At 56.6% G+C, this 20,054-nt stretch carries 12 protein-coding genes and 1 tRNA gene; 4 read left to right on the forward strand and 9 right to left on the reverse strand.

Annotated features, from left to right (window positions below; genetic code table 11):
• Positions 1 to 195: 195 nt before the first annotated feature.
• From ABJK56_RS05930 to cmk, 4 genes are all read left to right on the forward strand, one after another.
• Positions 196 to 1,770, forward strand: a complete 1,575-nt coding sequence (locus ABJK56_RS05930) for a twin-arginine translocation signal domain-containing protein (protein WP_347243744.1) — start codon at positions 196 to 198, stop codon at positions 1,768 to 1,770.
• 267 nt (positions 1,771 to 2,037) lie between these two features.
• Entirely contained in the window at positions 2,038 to 3,195 is a 1,158-nt protein-coding gene (locus tag ABJK56_RS05935; protein ID WP_347243745.1) for a DNA topoisomerase IV subunit A, read from the forward strand.
• Between the two features lie 288 nt (positions 3,196 to 3,483).
• On the forward strand, positions 3,484 to 6,369 hold the full coding sequence (locus tag ABJK56_RS05940) for a hypothetical protein (RefSeq protein ID WP_347243746.1): 2,886 nt from the start codon (positions 3,484 to 3,486) through the stop codon (positions 6,367 to 6,369).
• Positions 6,370 to 6,420: 51 nt separating this feature from the next.
• The gene (gene cmk / locus ABJK56_RS05945) at positions 6,421 to 7,143 is read left to right on the forward strand and encodes a (d)CMP kinase (RefSeq protein WP_347243754.1); all 723 of its coding nucleotides are present in this window, start codon (positions 6,421 to 6,423) and stop codon (positions 7,141 to 7,143) included.
• Positions 7,144 to 7,333: 190 nt separating this feature from the next.
• Here cmk and rpoC read toward each other — a convergent pair whose 3' ends face one another.
• The 9 genes from rpoC to ABJK56_RS05990 form a co-directional block, all read right to left on the reverse strand.
• Positions 7,334 to 11,740 carry a DNA-directed RNA polymerase subunit beta' gene (gene rpoC, locus ABJK56_RS05950; RefSeq protein WP_347243747.1) on the reverse strand — a complete coding sequence of 1,469 codons (4,407 nt, stop codon included), beginning with the start codon at positions 11,738 to 11,740 and terminating at the stop codon, positions 7,334 to 7,336.
• Between the two features lie 121 nt (positions 11,741 to 11,861).
• The gene (rpoB, locus tag ABJK56_RS05955; RefSeq protein WP_347243748.1) at positions 11,862 to 15,581 is read right to left on the reverse strand and encodes a DNA-directed RNA polymerase subunit beta; all 3,720 of its coding nucleotides are present in this window, start codon (positions 15,579 to 15,581) and stop codon (positions 11,862 to 11,864) included.
• Positions 15,582 to 15,885: 304 nt separating this feature from the next.
• Positions 15,886 to 16,305 (reverse strand): 50S ribosomal protein L7/L12, encoded by a 420-nt coding sequence (gene rplL, locus ABJK56_RS05960; RefSeq protein ID WP_347243749.1) that lies wholly within the window; start codon positions 16,303 to 16,305, stop codon positions 15,886 to 15,888.
• A gap of 120 nt (positions 16,306 to 16,425) precedes the next feature.
• Entirely contained in the window at positions 16,426 to 16,992 is a 567-nt protein-coding gene (rplJ, locus tag ABJK56_RS05965) for a 50S ribosomal protein L10 (RefSeq protein ID WP_347243750.1), read from the reverse strand.
• A gap of 84 nt (positions 16,993 to 17,076) precedes the next feature.
• Positions 17,077 to 17,757 (reverse strand): 50S ribosomal protein L1, encoded by a 681-nt coding sequence (gene rplA / locus ABJK56_RS05970; protein ID WP_347243751.1) that lies wholly within the window; start codon positions 17,755 to 17,757, stop codon positions 17,077 to 17,079.
• A gap of 167 nt (positions 17,758 to 17,924) precedes the next feature.
• Entirely contained in the window at positions 17,925 to 18,350 is a 426-nt protein-coding gene (gene rplK / locus ABJK56_RS05975) for a 50S ribosomal protein L11 (RefSeq protein WP_297029235.1), read from the reverse strand.
• A 105-nt stretch (positions 18,351 to 18,455) separates the two neighbouring features.
• A complete protein-coding gene (gene nusG / locus ABJK56_RS05980) occupies positions 18,456 to 19,265 on the reverse strand; it encodes a transcription termination/antitermination protein NusG (RefSeq protein WP_347243752.1) in 810 nt (269 codons plus the stop codon).
• A 141-nt stretch (positions 19,266 to 19,406) separates the two neighbouring features.
• On the reverse strand, positions 19,407 to 19,853 hold the full coding sequence (gene secE / locus ABJK56_RS05985) for a preprotein translocase subunit SecE (RefSeq protein WP_347243753.1): 447 nt from the start codon (positions 19,851 to 19,853) through the stop codon (positions 19,407 to 19,409).
• Between the two features lie 116 nt (positions 19,854 to 19,969).
• Positions 19,970 to 20,042 (reverse strand) — tRNA-Trp (locus tag ABJK56_RS05990).
• Between the last annotated feature and the right edge of the window lie 12 nt (positions 20,043 to 20,054).

Genomic DNA, 20,054 nt, shown 5'->3' on the forward strand with positions numbered 1-20,054 from the left:
TGCTTGAATTCTTCCGGTGCAGTGGTTAGCTTAAACATGACCACGGAGGTCATTGTTTACGGCAGATTCGGTGACGGCTTCCAATCCCCGTTACGGATCGCTTTGCTACCGTTGTCCTGCAACTTTGCCATAAGCGGGAACGGCTGCGAGTGTTTTTGCCTAACTGCTCAACCACGCTGACGGGAGGACTAAACTATGAACACCGAGCTCTCTGTTGTCTCCGGTGGGTGTGCCTGCTGTCTCACACGAAGGCGTTTCCTCACTGGATGCGCCGCCTGCGCCGCTGCGGCGTCTGTGATTCGGCCGTCTCCGCGGGAATCCTACGGGGAGGAACCTAGCCGCTTGCGGATACGGTTGATCTTTGCTCTTCACGGTCCTGTGCAGGAAGGTCCCGACTGGCCCAATAAAGGCTTTGACTTTCGCCCGGTGATGGCTCGGATCGAACAAACACTCAAAAACGGCTGCCCGAACATGGACTTCCTACCTGCCATGGCCAACGGTCCGGAAGCGGCCGCGAAGATTGTCGAGGAAGACAAAGCAAATCCGCCCGACGGTTACATCGTTTACCAGATGAATTGCTGGAATCGTGTCGTGCAGACAATTGCGGAAACGGGCAAGCCGGTGCTCTACGTTGACTTCCAGTTTGGGGGAAGCGGTGGCTTTCTCGTGTACACGGCGAGCTTCCTTCGCCAGAATAAGCCAAATGTGGCCTTTGTGGCATCGTCCAATATGGACGACCATGTGGCAGCCGCTCGCTGTTTCCAAATTGTGAAAAACGGCGGTTCAGCTGCCGATTTTGTCGCTGCAGTCACCAAGATCCGGCGTGAGAAGACACCGGCCCCTGGTGATCTGACATCCCTACCGGATCCTGTGAACCCACTGTCACCGGAGGATACGCTCAAGGTTGTCAAAGAAGCCAAAATACTTGCCGTGGGAGGGGGTTGGCCGGGAATCTCCAATGCCATTCAGAAAGACCTGGGAGTGCCTGTGATCTCAATACCATTTGAGGAGTTGAACAAGGCCTGGGAGACCGCGGATAAAGATCAGGCCCGAGAGATTGCCGACCGATGGCAAAAGACCGCCGCGTTGATAGAAGGTGTGTCTCGAGAAACCCTGGAACAGTCAGCGGCCATGTATTTGGCAGAAAAGGCCCTTTTGCAAGCCCACGGTGCGAACGCAATCACGATCAATTGCCTGGGCGGTTTTTATGGTGGCCATATTCACGCCTATCCCTGCTTGGGATATTACGAACTAAACAACAGCGGGCTGATCGGTGCCTGCGAGTGCGATCTGCGATCCACGATCACGATGGTGGTGATGACGGCCATGACGCAGGGGCGACCGGGCTTCATCTCTGACCCTGTGATCGATACGGCCAAGCGGCAGATTATCTACGCGCACTGCGTTGCGTCCAACAGGGTGTTCGGCCCCAAGGGTCCGGCGAATCCGTTCCAGATCCTCACCCATTCCGAGGATCGCCAGGGAGCTTCTGTGCGCTCGCTCATGCCCGAAGGTTACATGACGACCACGGTCGAATTGGCACCAGAACGCAAACAGATCCTCTTCCACCAGGCCAAGAGCGTTGGGAATTCTCTCGACGACCGTGCCTGCCGCACCAAACTGTGTGGCGAACCCGTGGGCGACATCGAAAAACTATTTACTCAGTGGGACGCCTGGGGTTGGCACCGGGTGACGGTGTACGGCGACCTCAAAGAGGCGGTCTTCGCGCTGGCTGACAAACTCGGTTGGTCGGTCATCCAGGAGGCTTGAGAAACCCCGACATCGGAACCCGATTTCGTGTAACCATTGGCCGATCGCCGAAGGCCAATGATGGGGATTCGCTGGTCCTAACTACGTGGGAGCAACCGAACCCTGACGAGGACCGAATATTCCGAAAGAAATCCCATGCCGGAAAGGGCGGCGGAAAGTCGGCCTTTTCCGGCTCTTTTTTCGCACGTACATTAAAGAAATTGACGGACGGCAAATAAGGAAAAAGTTACACAGCACAGTTCATGAATGGGATAGACGGTGAGTCCCATGGCCAAGAAAAAAAAGAAAGCCGATCAGGAGGAACAGGCCATCACAACAGCAGTGGCCCTAGACGAACGGGATCAGCGGACCCTGGAACGGATCCAGTCCCTCGCGGATCATGTCATCCAGGCTGCGAAGGCACGCAAAGATCCGTATATCGACATCCCCGCGCGGACACTCTCTAACGTGTATTTCAACAAGAAAAAACGATTCATTGAGATGGGCAAGGCCAAGAACCGTCGTCACCTGTTCAACCTTGCCCAGGCCAAGAGCTATATGCAGACAATGCTCGTGGCAAGTGGGTGCAAGCGACTGATCGAGCAGGGGAAGACGACTAGTATCCGTGGATTGTTCTACCTCCTTAAGCACACCATCGAAGGAACCAAGGAGGAAACGTTCGCCACACAGGAGGAATGCGACCCGATCATTGAAGATGTCGAGGTCACTCTGAACGCCCTTCGCGAAGAACTCCATGTGTACGCCACGAACCGGGGGGCCATGGTCGGGGAAATCACCATTGTGGACAGCGGAGATGAGATCGACTGCACCCGCATGGGATCTGGCGGTTATGCGATTCCTTCGATCGTTGAACCGAACGTCATCCAGTTCGTCAAATGTGACGCCAAGTTTGTCCTCCACGTTGAAAAAGACACTGTTTGGCGGCGCTTCAACGAGGACAAGTTCTGGAAAAAGCACAAGTGCATTCTCACGCATGGTATGGGTCAGCCACCCCGTGGCGTTCGGCGGTTGCTGCACCGGCTCCATTATGAACTGGGGCTGCCGGTCTACTGCCTTTTGGATAACGACCCCTGGGGGTATTACATTTACAGCGTGATCAAGCAGGGGTCGATCAATCTGGCGTATGAATCTCAGCGCATGGCGATTCCGGAAGCACGGTTCCTCGGACTTCGATCGTTTGACTTCGAACGCTGCGGTCTTTCAGAGTCTGTCACCATTGCCCTCACCGAAGCGGACCGCAAACGGGCCAAGCAGATCATGGAATATCCGTGGTTCAAGCATAAGAAAGCTTGGCAGGACGAAATAAAGAAGCTGCTCGATAACGGCTTCAAGCTCGAGGTCGAAGCCCTTATTTCCAAGGACATCAGCTACGTCACAGAGGTGTATGCGCCACAACGATTGCGAGATGGGGACTGGCTGGATTGACCAGACGACTGCCCTTTGTACGCATACGTTGAGCGTCTCCCGCTGCCAGGTTTCAGTAGCACCCGGCAGGTAACTTGCGGTATTTTCTTATCAAATTCCTCATGAAAGCCTTCCAGTACCCGCACCACCGGCGAAGATGATCCGTTCGGAATGTCCCGGAGTCACGTGCGGATAATCGGCCCTGCATCCGTGGGGCAGCCAACGTGGCGCGCCTGATTTGTGTATATTGGAGATATTCTGTCCTCTCCAACAGGTGATTATGGCCTTTCGTTGTGTGGCAGCAGAATCATGCCGAATATCGAACAGACCATCATCCTTTTGCCGTGCTACAGCCTGGAAGATTTTCAGGTCAGCAGAAATGACGACGAATCGGAGGAAATCCTTGCAGGATGGTGTGGCCTTTTCCATCCGGTCCTGCTGCACCGAACGCAGATGCTCCCGCGTTGGGAACGGGCCTACGACCCACCGCTCGCGCCGGATCAGGCCCTGATCATTATCCCCGAGTGTTCCGAAAAGAATCTTCCCAGCACGTGGTTGGCAGACCTGCCCGCGGATCAGGTTACCGTGATCCGCCGATTCAAAGATCTGCCCGGCCTGTGGCAAGCCATTGAACAGGCAGCACCCGGACTTTTACAGGGCGTTCCTCAAGATATTGTCGATGACTTTATCGCATTGGGCTTTGCGTACCTTCAGGTGGAGTTGATGACGCGTCAACTCCGCTATATGAGTAATCTCGATGAAATCCGCTTCCGGGAGAGCGCCCTCAAAGCGGCAGCGGCCGCCGTCATGGGCAAGGCAGAAGAGGCCCGCGAACAGCTTCAACGGGGATTCGATCTACTCACCGAATCCCGTGAGTACTTTTATCCAGTCCAGGCATATCTCATTGACCTCACCCTGACGGCTGAAACAACGCTCGGCGCCGGGCTGCGGCGGGAACTGGAAAGCTTCCAGTGCGTCAATCTACTGACCACCGGCCACCTGCTGAGATACATGGCAGAACGCGAGCCGGAATCGCTTGCAGTGCTCAAGTCCGTCCTTGCTGAGGGACATGTCGTCACACTGGGGGGAGAAGAAGATGAATCCGTCAGTGCGATCCTTCCCCAACCCGCACTTTTGAGATCTTTTCGGCGGGGGCTGAACACCTGGAATGAAATCCTGGAAACCCGTCCTCCTATTTACGGGAAACGCCGATTCGGGCTGACGCCCTTGTTGCCGGGACTTCTTTCCCATTTTCGCTTTGAAGGAGCTCTCCACTTTGCCCTGGACGACGGCAAGTTCCCGGTGGGCAATCAAAGCAAGTTGCGATGGGAGGGACTTGATGAGAACGACATCGACAGCGTGGGGCGAGTGCCCGTCGACGCCTCTCGGCCTGCGACGTTCCTGAAACTGGGCGAAACAATCGGTCGGATGCTCGATCTGGACCACGCCGCAGCCATTATCTTCGCTCATTGGCCGTCTCAGGTTTCGCCGTGGTATTCTGTGCTGAAGCGAGTTGCCCAGTATTCTCCAGTTCTGGGTCGCTTTTCCTCCATGACGGAATACTTCCGCAACACGCAATACGTAGGTGCCCGCGTCTTTCACAAACCGGATGAATATCGGCCGCCCTACCTTGCTCAGGATGTGGCGGGGTCATCTTCCTGGCCGATTTCCAAATGGATCCGGTACGTTCGACAATGTGCGGAGGCGGACGCACTGGCTGCCCTGGCCGTCATTCGGGGTTTGATCACTGGTGTTTGGGATGAGCTTTCACAAAAACTCTGCGAGACCGCCGAGCTCGGGTGGCAAAACGCGGATGCTGTGATTAACGAAAGGGAATCCACTTTCGATCCACAATGGCCGGAGCGCGCCAGCGCGCTGAGACGTAACGCGTGTGACTCTTTGATGGCGCTCCTGCCACAATCGTCTGCTGCATTCGGGGAAACTGGTGTGCTTTGGCTCAACCTGTCTTGCGTCTCAGCTCGGGGATATGTGTGCCGACAAACTGGTGAAAACTGCGAAAAGAGTTCACCCGAACAGTTACCGAAACCAGCGACATTCCCGATACCTTCCTTCGGTTACGCCTGGGCATCGAGCTCGTACGCGGTAGAGTCGGCCAAGCAATCCCAAAAGCTTGAGTCCTGGTGGCGTCGCTTGTTCGGGAAGGCGAGTGAAAAACCTTCGGAAGAAGAATGGGTGATTGAAAACGAGACCGCCCGTCTGGTGGTGGACAAGCTCACGGGCGGTATTCAGGGTATTTACCCCCTTCCCTACGGACGTAACCTCCTGGCTCAGCGATTGGGGATGCGGCTTGGCAGCTCGATGCTTGACGCGGACACACAGGATCCGGAGGCTGAGTATTCCCGTATGATTGCCGAGACCATCCGTTACCTTCCTTCAACTCGGGAAGAACCTGCCATTCAAAGCGAAGGCCGTCTCGTCGATCGACAGGGAGAAACGATTGCTCGGTTTACTCAGATTGTCAGTGCCCCGGCGCATCTGCCATTCTTTCGAATCCGCATCCAGCTTGAACCGCGGCGAATGCCGGATTCCAATCCCTGGGCGTCTTATTATGCTTGTCGCTTTGCCTGGAACGATGAAACGGCTACGCTTTCGCGCTCACTCGGATGGTCTCGAACTGACACGGAACGTGAGCGGTTTGAAAGCCTGTATTTCAATCAGGTGACAGGGGGTCATCACACGATCACGCTCCTTTGCCCCGGATTACCCTATCACCGGATGGTCGGACCGCGCAAACTCGACACCCTGTTGATCGTACGAGGAGAGGAAGCAAAGGATTTCGAACTGGGCGTCGGCCTGGACATCCGATACCCCTTGCACGCCGCTTTACAGCTTTTGCAGCCACCCGTCCTGCTCTCTGTGGCGACGGCGCCGCGCGTGCCTCAATCCGCTTGGTGGCTCACCTTGGATGTGCGCAATGTGGTGGTATCGTCGCTCCAACCTGTTGTGGAGGGGCATCACCTGGTGGGCCTGCGGCTTGCTTTGACCGAAACAGAAGGGCGGGCCGGTCCTGTCACCATTCAGACGTGTCGGACTTTGTCCGCCGCTTATCGGATTGACGGCTTGGGGGAGATTGTCGAGCCGCTGGCATTGGACGGGGATTCGGCCCACATCCAATTAGGACGATTCCAGACAGTGGAGGTGGAATTGCGGTTTGAAGCTATTCGGCGCGAGTGAGCAGGACCACTGTGCCCAAACAACGTGATGGGAGGAAAAGAGAGAGTGGACATGGAACCGTCGGCTTCCTGCTATGACAGTGCCGCTCATGAATCTTGGGAACCCCTGATTGTTACCATCGACGGTCCAGCCGGAGCGGGAAAGAGTACGGTCGCTAAAAAGCTGGCCGAAAAGCTCGGCATTCGCTACCTGGACACCGGCGCCATGTACAGAGCGGTCGCACTGGCCGGCTACAGAGAGGGTGTGAACTGGCAAAACGATGAACAAGTTCGGCGTTTGCTCCAATCAATCGAACTCCGTGTAGAACAAGATCGCGTCTTGCTCAATGGAGAAGATGTCTCGGAATTAATACGTTCTCCCGAGATCACCCGCGAAACCAGTCGCGCGGCCGACGTCCCGCTCGTCCGCGAGTTTCTCATTGTCCAGCAACGCGCCATCGCATCCCGGGAGTCCCTCGTCACTGAAGGGCGCGATCAGGGCACACTCGTTTTCCCTGATGCGCGTGTCAAATTTTTTCTCGTTGCCTCGCCAGAGGAACGGGCCCGGCGACGCTGGCAGGATTTCAAAATGAAAGGAATCGACACCTCCTATGAGAAAGTCCTGAAAGAACTTTTGGAGCGGGACGAGCAAGACGCACGGCGTCCGTTCGGTGCCCTTAAGAAAGCGCCCGATGCCATTGAAATCTCTACCGACGGCCTTTCCGTGGACCAAGTCGTCGATATCCTTCTCGAACATATCCGAAGACACGTGGGCACACAGTCCGGCTCGGATTGATCGGGCTAAGGGGCCCCAGCGTTATTGACGAGATTTCCCATACTCAGCCCAAGTCCATACGGCGCGGCTGCAGAATATTCCAAAACGCAGCCGGGGCAGTGTAGGGCAGGAAGAAAGAGCCACCATAAAAAAACCCGGGCTCGACATTGAGCACGGGCGTCGATCTCAAACGGGAAGGAAGTCGGTTCGCTCAGTTGGCCGGTGCATCACCCTGGCCCGCCGGTGACTGTGAAACGGCGCCGCTCTGGCCAGATCCCCCATCACCTGGGGATGTGAGCTGCACACCGCTGTTCCGGGTCCCCCCGTCGCCCTGGGCCGCCGATTCCGCAGGCTGAGATCCAGGAGCGGGGATATCTTCCAGGAGTGCGTAACGGTGGGTGCTCGGTGTCGTGGCGCGGGCGGCCAGCTTTTCGAGGGCTTCCGGCCGCAGACGCACCTCAGCCTCCTGATACTTGCGGAACCCCGTACCGGCCGGGATCAAACGCCCCAGGATGACGTTCTCCTTCAAGCCGACAAGCCTGTCGACTTTACTAGCGAGCGCTGCCTCAGTAAGTACCCTCGTCGTTTCCTGGAAGCTCGCTGCCGAAATGAAGCTGTCACTTTGCACGGCGGCACGGGTGATACCGAGCAACTGCACTGAAGCCCGGGCAAGCGTGGGCGCTACAGCCTTCGCCGGCCGACCACCCCGGCTTTCCACCTGAGCGTTTTGCTGTTCGAACACCTCGCGCGGAACGATTTCACCTTCGTGATAATTTGTATCGCCCGGATCGACGATCTTCACGCACTTGGCGAGTTCTGCGTTGCGGCGTCGGAATTCGAACTTGTCGATGAGCGTTCCTTCCAGCAACCCGGTGTCACCCCCTTCCATGACCTTCACCTTACGGAGCATCTGCGCGACGATGATTTCGATGTGTTTGTCGTTGATGTCCACCTGTTGCTGGCGGTAAACGCTCTGAATTTCCTGCACAAGGTATCGCTGAAGTTCTTCCTCGCCGGAGATCCGCAGGATTTCGTGGGGGTCGAGCGGACCCTCCACCAAGCTGTAACCCGCCTGAACGTAATCGCCGGTGTGGACACGAAGGTGTTTGCCGGGTCCCACCAGGTGCTCGCGCTCGATTCCGCTCTCGCTGCGGATGACAATCGTGCGTCGTCCACCTTTTCGCTTTTCGCCGAGAATTTCCACGTACCCGCTGATTTCGGCGATGACGGCGGGATCCTTAGGCCGTCGGGCCTCGAAGATTTCTGTCACCCGGGGCAGACCACCGGTGATATCCTGGGTGCGAATAACGTCGCGAGGCTGCTTTGCCAGCAACGTACCAGGCTGGATGATATCCCCTTCGCGCACAAGGATCTGGGCTTTCTCCGGCAGATACTGGTACTCAACAATCTTGCCGGTTTGCGGATCCTCAATAACGATCTGCGGTTGATAATCGCCCCGGTACTCCAGAACGAAGAGACGTTCCGCCCCGGTGGTCGGATCGTGCTCAATACGGAGCGTCTCGTTCTCGACGAGGTCTTCGAACCGCACCCGGCCACCACGTTCGGCGATCACCGGGATACTGTGCCGTTCCCAGCGGCAGATGATTTGACCGGGGGCCACCTTTTCGCCTTCCTTCACCAGGAGGAATGCACCTTTGGGCACGTCGAACTTTTCCAACTCCCGGTGCTTCTCATCCTCAATAATGACCTGCCCGCTGGGCGATACGATAACGTCCATGCCTTCCGGGTTAGTCACAACGTTGACCCGGACAAGACGGACGTACCCCTCACGTGTAGCTTTAACAGAGTCTTCCTCCAGAGCGCGGGCTGCCGTACCTCCGATGTGGAACGTCCGCATCGTGAGTTGCGTCCCCGGCTCGCCGATGCTTTGCGCCGCGATAATCCCCACCGCCAGCCCTTCTTCTACCAATCGGCCTGTGGAGAGGTCCATGCCGTAGCACAGGGCACAGACACCCAGCGGTGCCTCGCACGTCATCGGACTCCGGACCTGGATCTTTGTCAGCCCCAGTTCCTCGATCTTTCGGGCGATCTCAGAAGTGATGAGCTCGTTTTCACGGACAATCACCTCATCGGTGATGGGGTTCACGATGTTGTGGCGGCTGACACGGCCCTTGATCGATTCCGCAAGCCCTTTTTCGACCTTTTCACCACGATGGATCACGCTCTTGGTGACACCCTGGGTTGTGCCGCAGTCGTACATCGTCACCACTACATTTTGCGCCACATCGGCGAGCTTACGGGTCAGATAACCCGCGTCGGCCGTCTTTAATGCGGTGTCCGCCAAACCCTTTCGAGCACCGTGAGTCGAGCTGAAGTACTCGAAAACGGACAGCCCTTCGCGGAAATTCGCCTTGATCGGCGTCTCAATGATTTCTCCGGAGGGCTTGGTCATCAAACCGCGCATTCCTGCGAGCTGCCGAACCTGCTCGATATTTCCCCGAGCACCGGACTTAGCCATCAGGTAAATGGGATTGACGTAGCCCGGGTAACGTCGGTCATTCTCAAGCAGCTTTTCCAGCTCGCGAGTGATTGTTTCCCGGGCCACCGTCCAGGCGTCCAGAATCTTGTTCTTTCTTTCGTTTTCCGTCATCGCGCCGAGTTGGTAGCCCCTATCGGCTTTAATGACCTCTTTTTCCGCCTCCTCAATCACCTTCTTCTTATTGGGGGGCATGAGGAGGTCATCCGTTGCGAAGCTCAGGCCGCTCCGAGTCGCCCAGTAGAATCCTTGTCGGTTCATCGTGTCGAGGAGGTCGATCGTGGCGGGCCGACCCAAGAGCTCGTAACAGTCCGAGATGACCTCTGACAGTTTCTTCGAAGTCATCACTTCGTTGTAGAACTGCATTCCCTTGGGCAGGATCCGATTGAAAATGACCCGACCCACCGTGGTCTGAATGATCGATCCTGGCGGCAAGTCGTAACGGCCTTTCACCCACATATCCTGTGGCAGCCGAACGCGGATGCGGGCATGGGTGTCCACTTTGCCCAAGCTGTACGCAAGCTCCACCTCGTCCAGCGAGGAGAACACCATATCGTCACCCTTGCGGTCAGGAATGGTGTCCAACGTCAGGTAATACCATCCCATGACCACGTCCTGCGACGGGCTGATGATCGGCTTACCGTGAGCCGGGCTGAAGATGTTGTGGAAGGACATCAGCAGGGTGTGGGCCTCCACAATGGCCTCAACGGACAGCGGGAGGTGCACCGCCATCTGGTCCCCATCGAAGTCCGCGTTGTATCCCTTGCACACAAGGGGATGGAGCTTGATGGCGTTTCCTTCCACGAGCACCGGCTCAAACGCCTGAATGCCCATGCGGTGGAGTGTCGGTGCTCGGTTGAGCAATACCGGGTGGTTCTGGATCACTTCTTCCAGAATGTCCCACACCTCCTCATCCCGCCGCTCGATCATCTTCTTGGCGCTTTTGATGGTATCCGCATGCTGCAACTCGCGGAGTCGGCGGATGATGAAGGGCTGATACAGTTCCAGTGCAATGCGCTTCGGCAAGCCGCACTGATGCAACCGCAGCGTAGGACCAACCACGATCACGCTTCGTGCGGAGTAGTCCACACGCTTGCCAAGCAAATTTTCGCGGAAACGCCCCTGCTTACCCTTGATCATGTCGGTTAGCGACTTGAGAGGCCGATTGCTCGAACCGAGCACCGGTCGTTTGCACCGGCCGTTGTCGAAAAGCGCATCCACCGCCTGCTGAAGCATGCGCTTTTCGTTCTTGATGATCACCTCCGGGGCATTCAGATCCACCAGCTTTTTCAGCCGGTTATTCCGGTTGATAATCCGCCGATAGAGATCGTTCAGGTCGCTGGTGGCGAAATTACCGGATTCCAGAAGCACCAGCGGGCGAAGGTCGGGCGGAATAACGGGAATGACATCCAGGACCATCCACTCCGGACGATTTTCACTGTCGCGGATGGCCTCCACGAGTTTCAGGCGGTTGATTAGCTCCTTCTGCTTCTGTTTCGACGTGGTCTGCGCCAGTTCCGCCCGCAACTCCCGAGACAACTGAACAAGGTCGAGGTCCATCAAAAGTTTGCGGATGGCCTCCGCACCCATATCGGCGTGGAAGGCCCCCTCACCGTACTCGGCTCGGGCCTGACGATATTCCTCATCAGTGAGCAACTGGTATTTTTGAAGCGGCGTATCGCCGGGGTCGATGACCACATAGTCCTGGTAGTAAATGATCTTCTCTAGGCTGGTACCCTTCATATTGAGGAGCGTGCCCAGCCGGCTCGGTGGGGCTTTGAAAAACCAGATGTGCACCACCGGGCTAGCCAGCTCGATGTGCCCCATCCGCTTGCGACGGACCCGGCTGTGCGTGATTTTGACGCCACAGCGGTCGCAGACCATGCCCTTGTATTTCATACCGCGATATTTGCCGCAGCTACATTCCCAGTCCTTTTCGGGACCGAAAATGCGCTCACAGAACAGCCCATCGCGTTCGGGTTTATACGTGCGATAGTTGATGGTCTCCGGCTTTTTCACTTCGCCGAAGGACCAGCTTCGAATATCGTGGGGACGAGCAAGGCTGATCTTGACCGCCACGTAATCGTTAACACGTTCGTAGGTTGTTTCGGCGTAACTCACCGCTCACACTCCTTATTTTGCCGCACAGATGGACCACCGACCCTCAACCCGTAAAGCCACCCGGTTTCTTGCCTCCTTTGAGCCAATGCCGCGGACGGATGCCTCCTTTCCCTCCAGCTCATCAGAGGGACGGACCTTTTTCCAATTGCATATTGAGCGCTAATCCACGAATCTCGTTGACCAGCACGTCGAAGCTGGCCGGTGTTCCCGCTTCCAGGGTGTTTTCTCCCTTAACCATGGCCTCGTAGATTTTGGTCCGTCCTTCCACATCGTCGCTCTTTACAGTCAGCAGTTCCTGAAGGATGTAAGCCGATCCATAGGCTTCCAAGGCCCACACTTCCATTTCTCCGAAGCGCTGTCCACCAAACCGCGCTTTTCCCCCCAAAGGCTGCTGCGTAATAAGGGAGTACGGCCCTGTCGCCCGAGCGTGAATCTTGTCATCCACCAGGTGGTGGAGCTTCATCATGTAGATGTAGCCCACCGTTACCTTCTGTTCGAAAGGTTCTCCGGTTCGCCCGTCGTACAGTGTTACCTTTCCGTTTTCCGGGAGACCGGCCTCCTTCAAACACTGGCGGATCTGCTCTTCGTTCGCGCCGTCGAAGACCGGCGTGATCGCCCGGAATCCCAGCTTGGCTCCCGCCCAACCGAGGTGCGTCTCCAAGATCTGACCGACGTTCATACGGCTGGGCACGCCAAGTGGATTGAGGAGGATTTGCACCGGCGTTCCGTCGGCCAGGAACGGCATGTCTTCTTTGGGCAAAATCTTGGCGATAACCCCTTTGTTCCCGTGACGACCGGCCATCTTGTCGCCCACGGAAATGTGGCGCTTCGTGGCGATGTACACCTTGACCATCTGGAGGACGCCGCTTTTCAGCTCGTCGCCCCGCTTTAGCGAGTTCACTTTGCGATCGCGAGCATCAATGGCTGCCTCCACCGCCGGCCACAATTCTGCATAAACTTTCTCAGCCTTTGCGCGCTTCTGCGCACTGCGGATTTCCAAGCGGTCAAGCTGGAATCGCTGTGCCTGTTCCGCAATGTAACGATGCTCCTTGCCTTCCAGCAACGGCATACCATCTTCATCCGTAATCCGCTGCCCAAGTGCCTGTTCCAAAGCCTCAATCAGTTTCGTGAAAGCCGCAGCAATTTGTGCATTGCCTTCGGCTTCCGCCTGTTTCACTGCCCGATCATACTCCTCGCGTTCGGCCTCGGAGAGACTTGTCCGTCGGGCGAACTTCTGGGTATGGATGACAATTCCTTCCACCCCCGGAGGGACTTCCAGGGAGTCGTTCTTTACATCCTCACCCGCCCGGCCGAAAATCGCTCGCAGGAGTTTCTCCTCGGGCGTCAGTTCGGTCTTAGATTTGGGCGTCACTTTACCCACCAGGATATCGCCCGGCTTGACATGGGTCCCCACCCGCACGATTCCGTTCTCATCAAGATTGCGAAGCTGTTTTTCGCTAACGTTGGGAATATCGCGGGTGAACTCCTCGCGACCCAGCTTGGTTTCGCGAATCTCAGCGTCAAATTCCTCGATATGGATCGAGGTATACGCATCGTTATGGACGAGTTCTTCGCTGATGATGATCGCGTCCTCAAAGTTGAAACCTTCCCAGGACATGAACGCAGCAAGGACATTTCGCCCCAGGGCGAGTTCACCCTGGCACGTGGCAGCTCCATCGGCGATAATCTGCCCTTTCTTGACTTTGTCGCCCACCCTCACAATGGGCTTTTGATTCTGACAGGTTTTTTCCGTCAATCCCACGAACTTCTGCAGAAGATAAACATCCGTGTTATCGATCACAATTCGGTTAGCGTCCACGTAGGTGACAGTTCCGTCACGCCGAGCCCGGACCACAAGACTGGAGTTTTCGGCAACTTTTCCTTCCAGTCCGGTTGCGACGAGCGGCGGCTCGGTCACCAAAAGCGGCACAGCCTGCCGCTGCATGTTGGAGCCCATCAATGCCCGGTTGGCGTCGTCGTGTTCCAGGAAGGGGATCAACCCAGCGGAAACGCCCACGATCTGAGCCGGGGAAACATCCATGTACTGGATTTTGGAAACGGGAACCAATTTGAAGTCTCCCCGGTGTCGGGCCACGATGGTGTCACCCTGAATCTTGCCATCCTTCACGGGAGCATCTGCGGGCGCCAGATAGCTATCGAACTCCTCGTCGGCACGGAGCCAGCGGATCTCATCCTGGAGGACGCCATTTTTCACAACCTGGTACGGGGTGATCAAGAAACCGTATTCATCAAGGCTGGCGTAAATAGCCAGGCTGGAGATCAATCCGATATTCGTACCTTCAGGGGTTTCGATGGGGCACATCCGCCCGTAGTGCGAGGCGTGTACGTCGCGTACTTCGAAGCCGGCCCGCTTGCGGTTCAGACCGCCGGGCCCCAGGGCAGACAAACGCCGCTCATGCGTCAGCATGGACAGCGGGTTGGTCTGGTCAACGACCTGAGAAAGCTCCCCGCGTCCGAAGAAATACTCGATGGCCGCGGAAACGCTTTTCGGATTGATGAGACTCCGCGGCGTCATATCAGCCACGTCGCTGAAATTCATTCGGTCGGAAACCGTTCGCCGGAGCTTCAAAAAGCCTTTTCGCAGCTCCTCGCACGCCAGCTCGTCAATTGTCCGCACCCGTCGATTACCGAGATGGTCGATATCATCGGGTTCCGCTGTGGGATCTCCGGCACGAAGTCTAGCCAGATACTTGATCGCCGCGATGAGGTCTTCCGCCCGAAGGGCCATCTCATCTTCCGGCACATTGAGCCCCAGCTTGCGGTTGATTCGGAACCGTGCCACCCGCCCCAGGCGGTATCGGCCGGGGTCCCGGAACCGCTCATAGAATAGCGTTCGGGCCCGCTCCAGTTGCGGTGGATTCCCTGGCCGGAGCTTCTGATAAATCCGCAGCAGCGCTTCCTCGTGGCTGGCGGTCGGGTCTTCGGCCAAGGAATCGAGGATCAGCCGATTTCGGTCATTCGGCATCACCCAGACGCTCTTCAATCCGGAGGTACAAATTTGCTCGGCCGCACTCTCCGTGATGACCTGGCCGCATTCCACGATGATTTCCCCGGCGTTCGGACTTTCGGGTGGATAGACGATATCCTCAACCGCAACCTTTTCCTTAATTTTCGACGCCGACGCTCGCGAGGCGATCTTCTCTTCCTTGATCACGTCGCCATAAAACGCACGGATAATATCCGAGTTCTGGCTGAACTTCGGATCCATCGCCCGGAGCAGCGTCATCACGGGAAACTTGTTGCTCTGGTCGATTCGGACAGCCAGCGTATCCCGCTTGGTGAGGATGATCTCGATCCAGCTTCCCCGCTCCGGGATGATGCGGCAGCTATAAACCTTGCGGTCGCCCTCCTTGTCCTCGATGAAGTCCATCCCAGGACTGCGGTGGAGCTGACTGACCACCACTCTTTCGGCCCCGTTGATGATAAACTCCCCACCGCCAAGCATGATGGGAATTTCGCCGAGAAAGACCTCTTCTTCAACAGGCTGATCCTTCTTGAGCCGCAGCCAGACGCGGAACGGTCGTCCGTACGTCAAGCGGAGTTGCTTGCACTCCTCAGGGGTATACCGAGGCTTGCCCAACTCGTACCGGATGTATTCCAGGCGCAGAGACTTATCGAGGTTTTCAATAGGGAATGTTTCGCGGAGGAGCGCCTCTAGCCCTTCATTTTTCCGCTTGTTCCAGGGAACATCGGCCTGGAGAAATCTCTCATATGCCTTGGTCTGAATTTGAGTGAGGTCTGGGATCGGGAAATCGTAACGGCGGCTGCCGAAATGACGAACTTCCTTAATTTCAAGACGACGTTGGGCCGGAACTGCCATTGCCGTTGAACCCTCCAGAGTGACAACCAATCAATGGGGCCCCAAGAAAACAATAAACGAGCTGGCACCGAGCAGCGGTCTGGTCACAGAACAGCGACAGCGCGCGCACCCATCACTCGGCCCAGACTCGTTACGAGCATGGAGCTCCCATAGGACATTTTGCGGAAAACTGTGCGGACTACCACTCCGCCTCTCCGAAGCCACACCTCCCACGGGACGCGACGACCACCGCCCACCCGTTAACATAACCCCATCGCACGCAACCCGGCTCCCTGCCGGTGAAGACGAACCAAGCCCACAGGCTTCACTTGATGGAGACAGTAGCGCCTTCCTTTTCCAGGGCCTGTTTGATCTTTTCCGCTTCCTCCTTGCTGACGCCTTCTTTGATCTTCGAAGGAGCGCTTTCCACGAGCTTCTTGGCGTCGGCCAGGCTAATTCCTGGCAGAAGGGATCGCACAGCCGTGATCACTTTCAGCTTGTTGGCGCCAAAGCTCTCAAGAACGACGTCAAATTCGGTTTTCTCGGCTGCGGCGGGCTGTGCGCCAGGAGCCCCGGCACCTGGGGCGGCCGCCACCATAACTCCGCCAGCCGCTGGCTTAATCCCATGAACGATTTCCAAATAATCGTTCAACTCCTTCACGTCCTTAAGGGGCAGCGCCACAATCGCGTCACCCAGTTCTTTAATTTTCTGGCTGAATTCACGTACAGGTGCGTCGGTTGCCATCGGTCACTCCAATCCTTAGCCAATCACTTAAACCCGTTATTTCGCTGATACAAAACCTGAACCACGTTTTCCCATTAAAGATCCGCTTCGCTTTTTCAGTGGCCCCGAGGCCGACACACGTCACGAAGCGCTTCCCGCTGCCGCCCCAGAGCCCTCCTCTGAACCGGCCTTTTCGCCTTCCGCAAGCTGCTTCAATTGCCCAGCCAGAGTTGAGCCCGGTCCCGCCAGAGCGTTCATCAATGTGGAAGCTGGCCCCATCAGCCGGGCTGCCAGTTGCGCCAGGAGTTCCTGACGCGACGGCCACTTGCTGATCTCCTCTACTTGCTGGGGAGTGAGAGGCTCTCCCTCCAACACACCGCCCTTCGTAGTGAAGGGAGCGAAATCCTCATCCTTCGCAAATCTCACAACCTCCTTGGCGAGGCTTACGATGTCTTCACCACCCCAGCAGATGGCCGTCGGCCCTGAGACGTTCTCAAACGCCTTCTCTAGCGGCGTTCCCCGGAACGCCCGAGCGGCCAGCGTGTTCTTCACGACCATCAGGTGAATGTTTTTGTCGGCAAGCTCTTTACGCAGGCGTCGCGTCCTGTTGGCATCCAAACCAATTACATTCACCAGGACAGCGGAATCCACTCCCTCGAGCCGCCGCCGGTAATGTTCGGTGATCAGTTGCTTGACGTACTTGCTCATTGTTTCCAGGAACTCATCAAAACCTATTTCCTACGATGCGTCGTGCGCCGGATTTACGGGGAAAGGATACCCAACAACAAACGCTCAAACTGCCACTCGAATGCCCGGAGACATCGTCGCGGAAATCGTCACTCCTTTTATAAATTGCCCCTTCAAACTGGCTGGCCGCATCCCCTGGATGTGTTCGACAAACGTTCTGATATTTTCGACAAGTTTCTGCTCGTCAAAGCTGAGTTTGCCGACCGGTGCGTGAATGTTGCCGCTGCTATCGTTCCGGAACTCAACCTTTCCGGCCTTGTATTCCCGCACGGCTCGCCCCACATCCGGAGTGACAGTGCCTGCTCGGGGTGAAGGCATCAATCCCCGCGGCCCTAGAATCTTCCCAAGAGGCCCCACAACGCCCATCATATCCGGTGCCGCGATGCACACGTCAAAATCCAGCCATCCATTTTTTATTTTCTCAGCCAGGTCCGCCCCGCCCACCTCGTCAGCGCCGGCCGCCCGGGCCTGGTCAGCCTGATCACCTTTGGCGAACACGATTACCCGCACCGGCTTGCCAAGACCGTGCGGCAATACCACCGACCCGCGGATATTCTGATCTGCCTGTCGGGCATCAATGCCGGTGCGAATGGCGACCTCAACGGTCTGATCGAACTTCGTATTGTTGAAAGTTTTCAGAAGCTTGACTGCTTCCTCCAAAGGTAACGGACTTTTCCCCGGTACCTTTTGCGCAAGTGCACGATACCTTTTCGACCGCTTTGCCATCTTGCGAACCCTTCCGAGCTCTCCCGCCCTCAACTCTGACCACTCCGTACGCCGTGATCGATGGGGCGGTATGTTGGCAGCTAATTCCTACAGGTTAACTGAACTTCCCCGATCTTTATACCTTTGATAGCGGCCCAGCCTCCACACTGACCCCTGTGCAGAGCTTGTCAGTCCACGACATCCAGCCCCATACTGCGGGCCGTTCCTTCGATAATGCGGCAGGCGTGCTCCAAATCTCGCGCGCTCAAATCGGCCATTTTCGCTTTAGCTATCTCAGCAATCTGAGCCCGGGTGACTTTCCCTACCTTCTCCTTCGGGGTGTTTCCTGAGCCCTTCGCAATTCCGGCAGCCTGCTTCAAGAGGTCGGATGCGAACGGGGTGTGTGTCTCCATCTCAAACGAGCGATCGTTGTACACCCGAACAACGACCGGAATTCGTAATCCAAGGTATTGTCGCGTTCGCTCGTTAAACTGCTGAACAAATTGACCCAGATTGATTCCGAATCGTCCCAATGACGTGCCCACAGGCGGAGCAGGCGTCGCCTGACCGCCGGGCACACAAAAGCGGACTGTACCAACTAATTGCTTTGCCATTCCGTTACTACCCTAGCCAACGATATTACCTGAGACGAATTGATCTCGCATTAGGATTTGATTGATAAACCGGAGAAATCGGTCAACTCTCCAAGGCGGGCACTCTCACGCCGCAGGCTCCACCTGCCAGTATTCAAGCTCCACAGGCGTGCTTCTCCCAAAAATGTTGATCATCACGGTAACACGCCCATTGGCCTCATCCACCGCCGACACCTCTCCCTCAAAATTCGCAAAATGTCCTTCGTTGATTTTCACCCGATCGCCCACCCGACAACCGATTTTCAACTTAGGAGCGTCCTCCGCCTTTTCTTCTGCGAGCTTTGCCAAAATACGATTAACTTCGTGCGGGAGAAGCGGGGTTGGACGCCCGATCGCGCCCGTAAAGTCTCCGATACCTGGGGTTTCCCTTACCAGAAACCAGGTATCGTCATTCAACTCCATCTGCACCACAATGTAGCCTGGGTACAGCTTTCGCCGCACCACCCGCTTTTTTCCGCCTTTGACCTCCGTAATTCGCTCAACCGGGACAATGATCTGGCCGAAGTACTGATCGAGCCCAGCCACCTTAATCCGCCGCTTGAGGGCCTCGCACGCGGAGTCCTCGCGATTGGTCTGGACCTTGACGATATACCAGGCCATCTGCGAACTTTTCTGCGGTTCGCTCTCAGCTCCCGCGCCCGAAGCCGTTGCCGTCTCCGGCCTGGCCCGTCGCCGGGTTTTCTTCGATCGCTGTTCGCCGACCCCTTGGTTTTCCGCTGCTCGACTTTCCGTCCCCTCCGGCTGGCCCACGGCTTGCGGCGTCTGCTCGGACCCGGCCTCGGCCGGCATTGTGCCTTCCGGTCCCCAGTCCGCCTCAGCCGGACTGGGCTTTTCCGCCATCGCGTTTTCTTCTAAAGGGACCTCATCCGAAAACATGCGTCACCGCAAGTGGACACGTATGCCGTTTTTGGGCGAAAAACTTCAATATATGGATTCCCGAAGATACCTTCCAGGGGCACCCCACTCAAAAAGCTTGATTCAGGTATTCACAGGTTGCGCTGGAGACACCCCACAAACTTAAAGAACCCCAAGCCAGCGAAGGAACGTGGCCCAAACAAAGTCGTATATGGTCAGACAAAACGCCAACGAAAACATGGTTACCAAAACCACGACACAGCTTCTGATGAGTTCGTTTTTCGTTGGCCATGTCACCTTTCTCATTTCAGCTTCCACAGCGATCAGGAAGTCGGCCACAACCGGGACGTTCATCAGACGGTAGGCGAACCACCCAACGGCAGCCACCAACAGAATCGGGATGCCGAGTCTCACCTCGGTATCGAACCCCCAGGAACCCAAAGTCCCTTCCAGCCTCCAGGCCGCGAAGATCCCCATCGCCAGAATCGCTGCGAACGTACTCTGCCGAACGACGCGCCCCTGTGTGCGTTTGTACAGCGTCGTCCGAAACAGCTCGGAAATTATGACACCAAGTACAGTCGTTTTGCGTTTGCTTGCGGCTTGGAGCATGAACGGCCGCCGTCTTGGCTAGAGACCTTCCTTACCCGACCTGGTCGGCACCCTGCGAGAAGCCAACCCCCGTGTCGCTCGCCAAATGAAAATCACCGAATTAATTAACGGCAAAGCAGGGGCGGAGAGACTCGAACTCCCAACCGCCGGTTTTGGAGACCGGTGCTCTACCAATTGAGCTACACCCCTACCGCGCGCACC

Source organism: Thermogutta sp. (genome assembly GCF_039793925.1).
Taxonomy (GTDB): domain Bacteria; phylum Planctomycetota; class Planctomycetia; order Pirellulales; family Thermoguttaceae; genus Thermogutta.

Coding starts and splice junctions, on each gene's coding strand:
- ABJK56_RS05930 (WP_347243744.1), top strand. CDS start 196: ATGAACACCGAGCTCTCTGTTGTCTCCGGTGGGTGTGCCTGCTGTCTC.
- nusG (WP_347243752.1), bottom strand. CDS start 19,265: ATGTTTTCGGATGAGGTCCCTTTAGAAGAAAACGCGATGGCGGAAAAG.
- rplJ (WP_347243750.1), bottom strand. CDS start 16,992: ATGAGCAAGTACGTCAAGCAACTGATCACCGAACATTACCGGCGGCGG.
- rplL (WP_347243749.1), bottom strand. CDS start 16,305: ATGGCAACCGACGCACCTGTACGTGAATTCAGCCAGAAAATTAAAGAA.
- ABJK56_RS05935 (WP_347243745.1), top strand. CDS start 2,038: ATGGCCAAGAAAAAAAAGAAAGCCGATCAGGAGGAACAGGCCATCACA.
- rplA (WP_347243751.1), bottom strand. CDS start 17,757: ATGGCAAAGCGGTCGAAAAGGTATCGTGCACTTGCGCAAAAGGTACCG.
- rpoB (WP_347243748.1), bottom strand. CDS start 15,581: ATGGCAGTTCCGGCCCAACGTCGTCTTGAAATTAAGGAAGTTCGTCAT.
- rplK (WP_297029235.1), bottom strand. CDS start 18,350: ATGGCAAAGCAATTAGTTGGTACAGTCCGCTTTTGTGTGCCCGGCGGT.
- secE (WP_347243753.1), bottom strand. CDS start 19,853: ATGCTCCAAGCCGCAAGCAAACGCAAAACGACTGTACTTGGTGTCATA.
- ABJK56_RS05940 (WP_347243746.1), top strand. CDS start 3,484: ATGCCGAATATCGAACAGACCATCATCCTTTTGCCGTGCTACAGCCTG.
- cmk (WP_347243754.1), top strand. CDS start 6,421: ATGGAACCGTCGGCTTCCTGCTATGACAGTGCCGCTCATGAATCTTGG.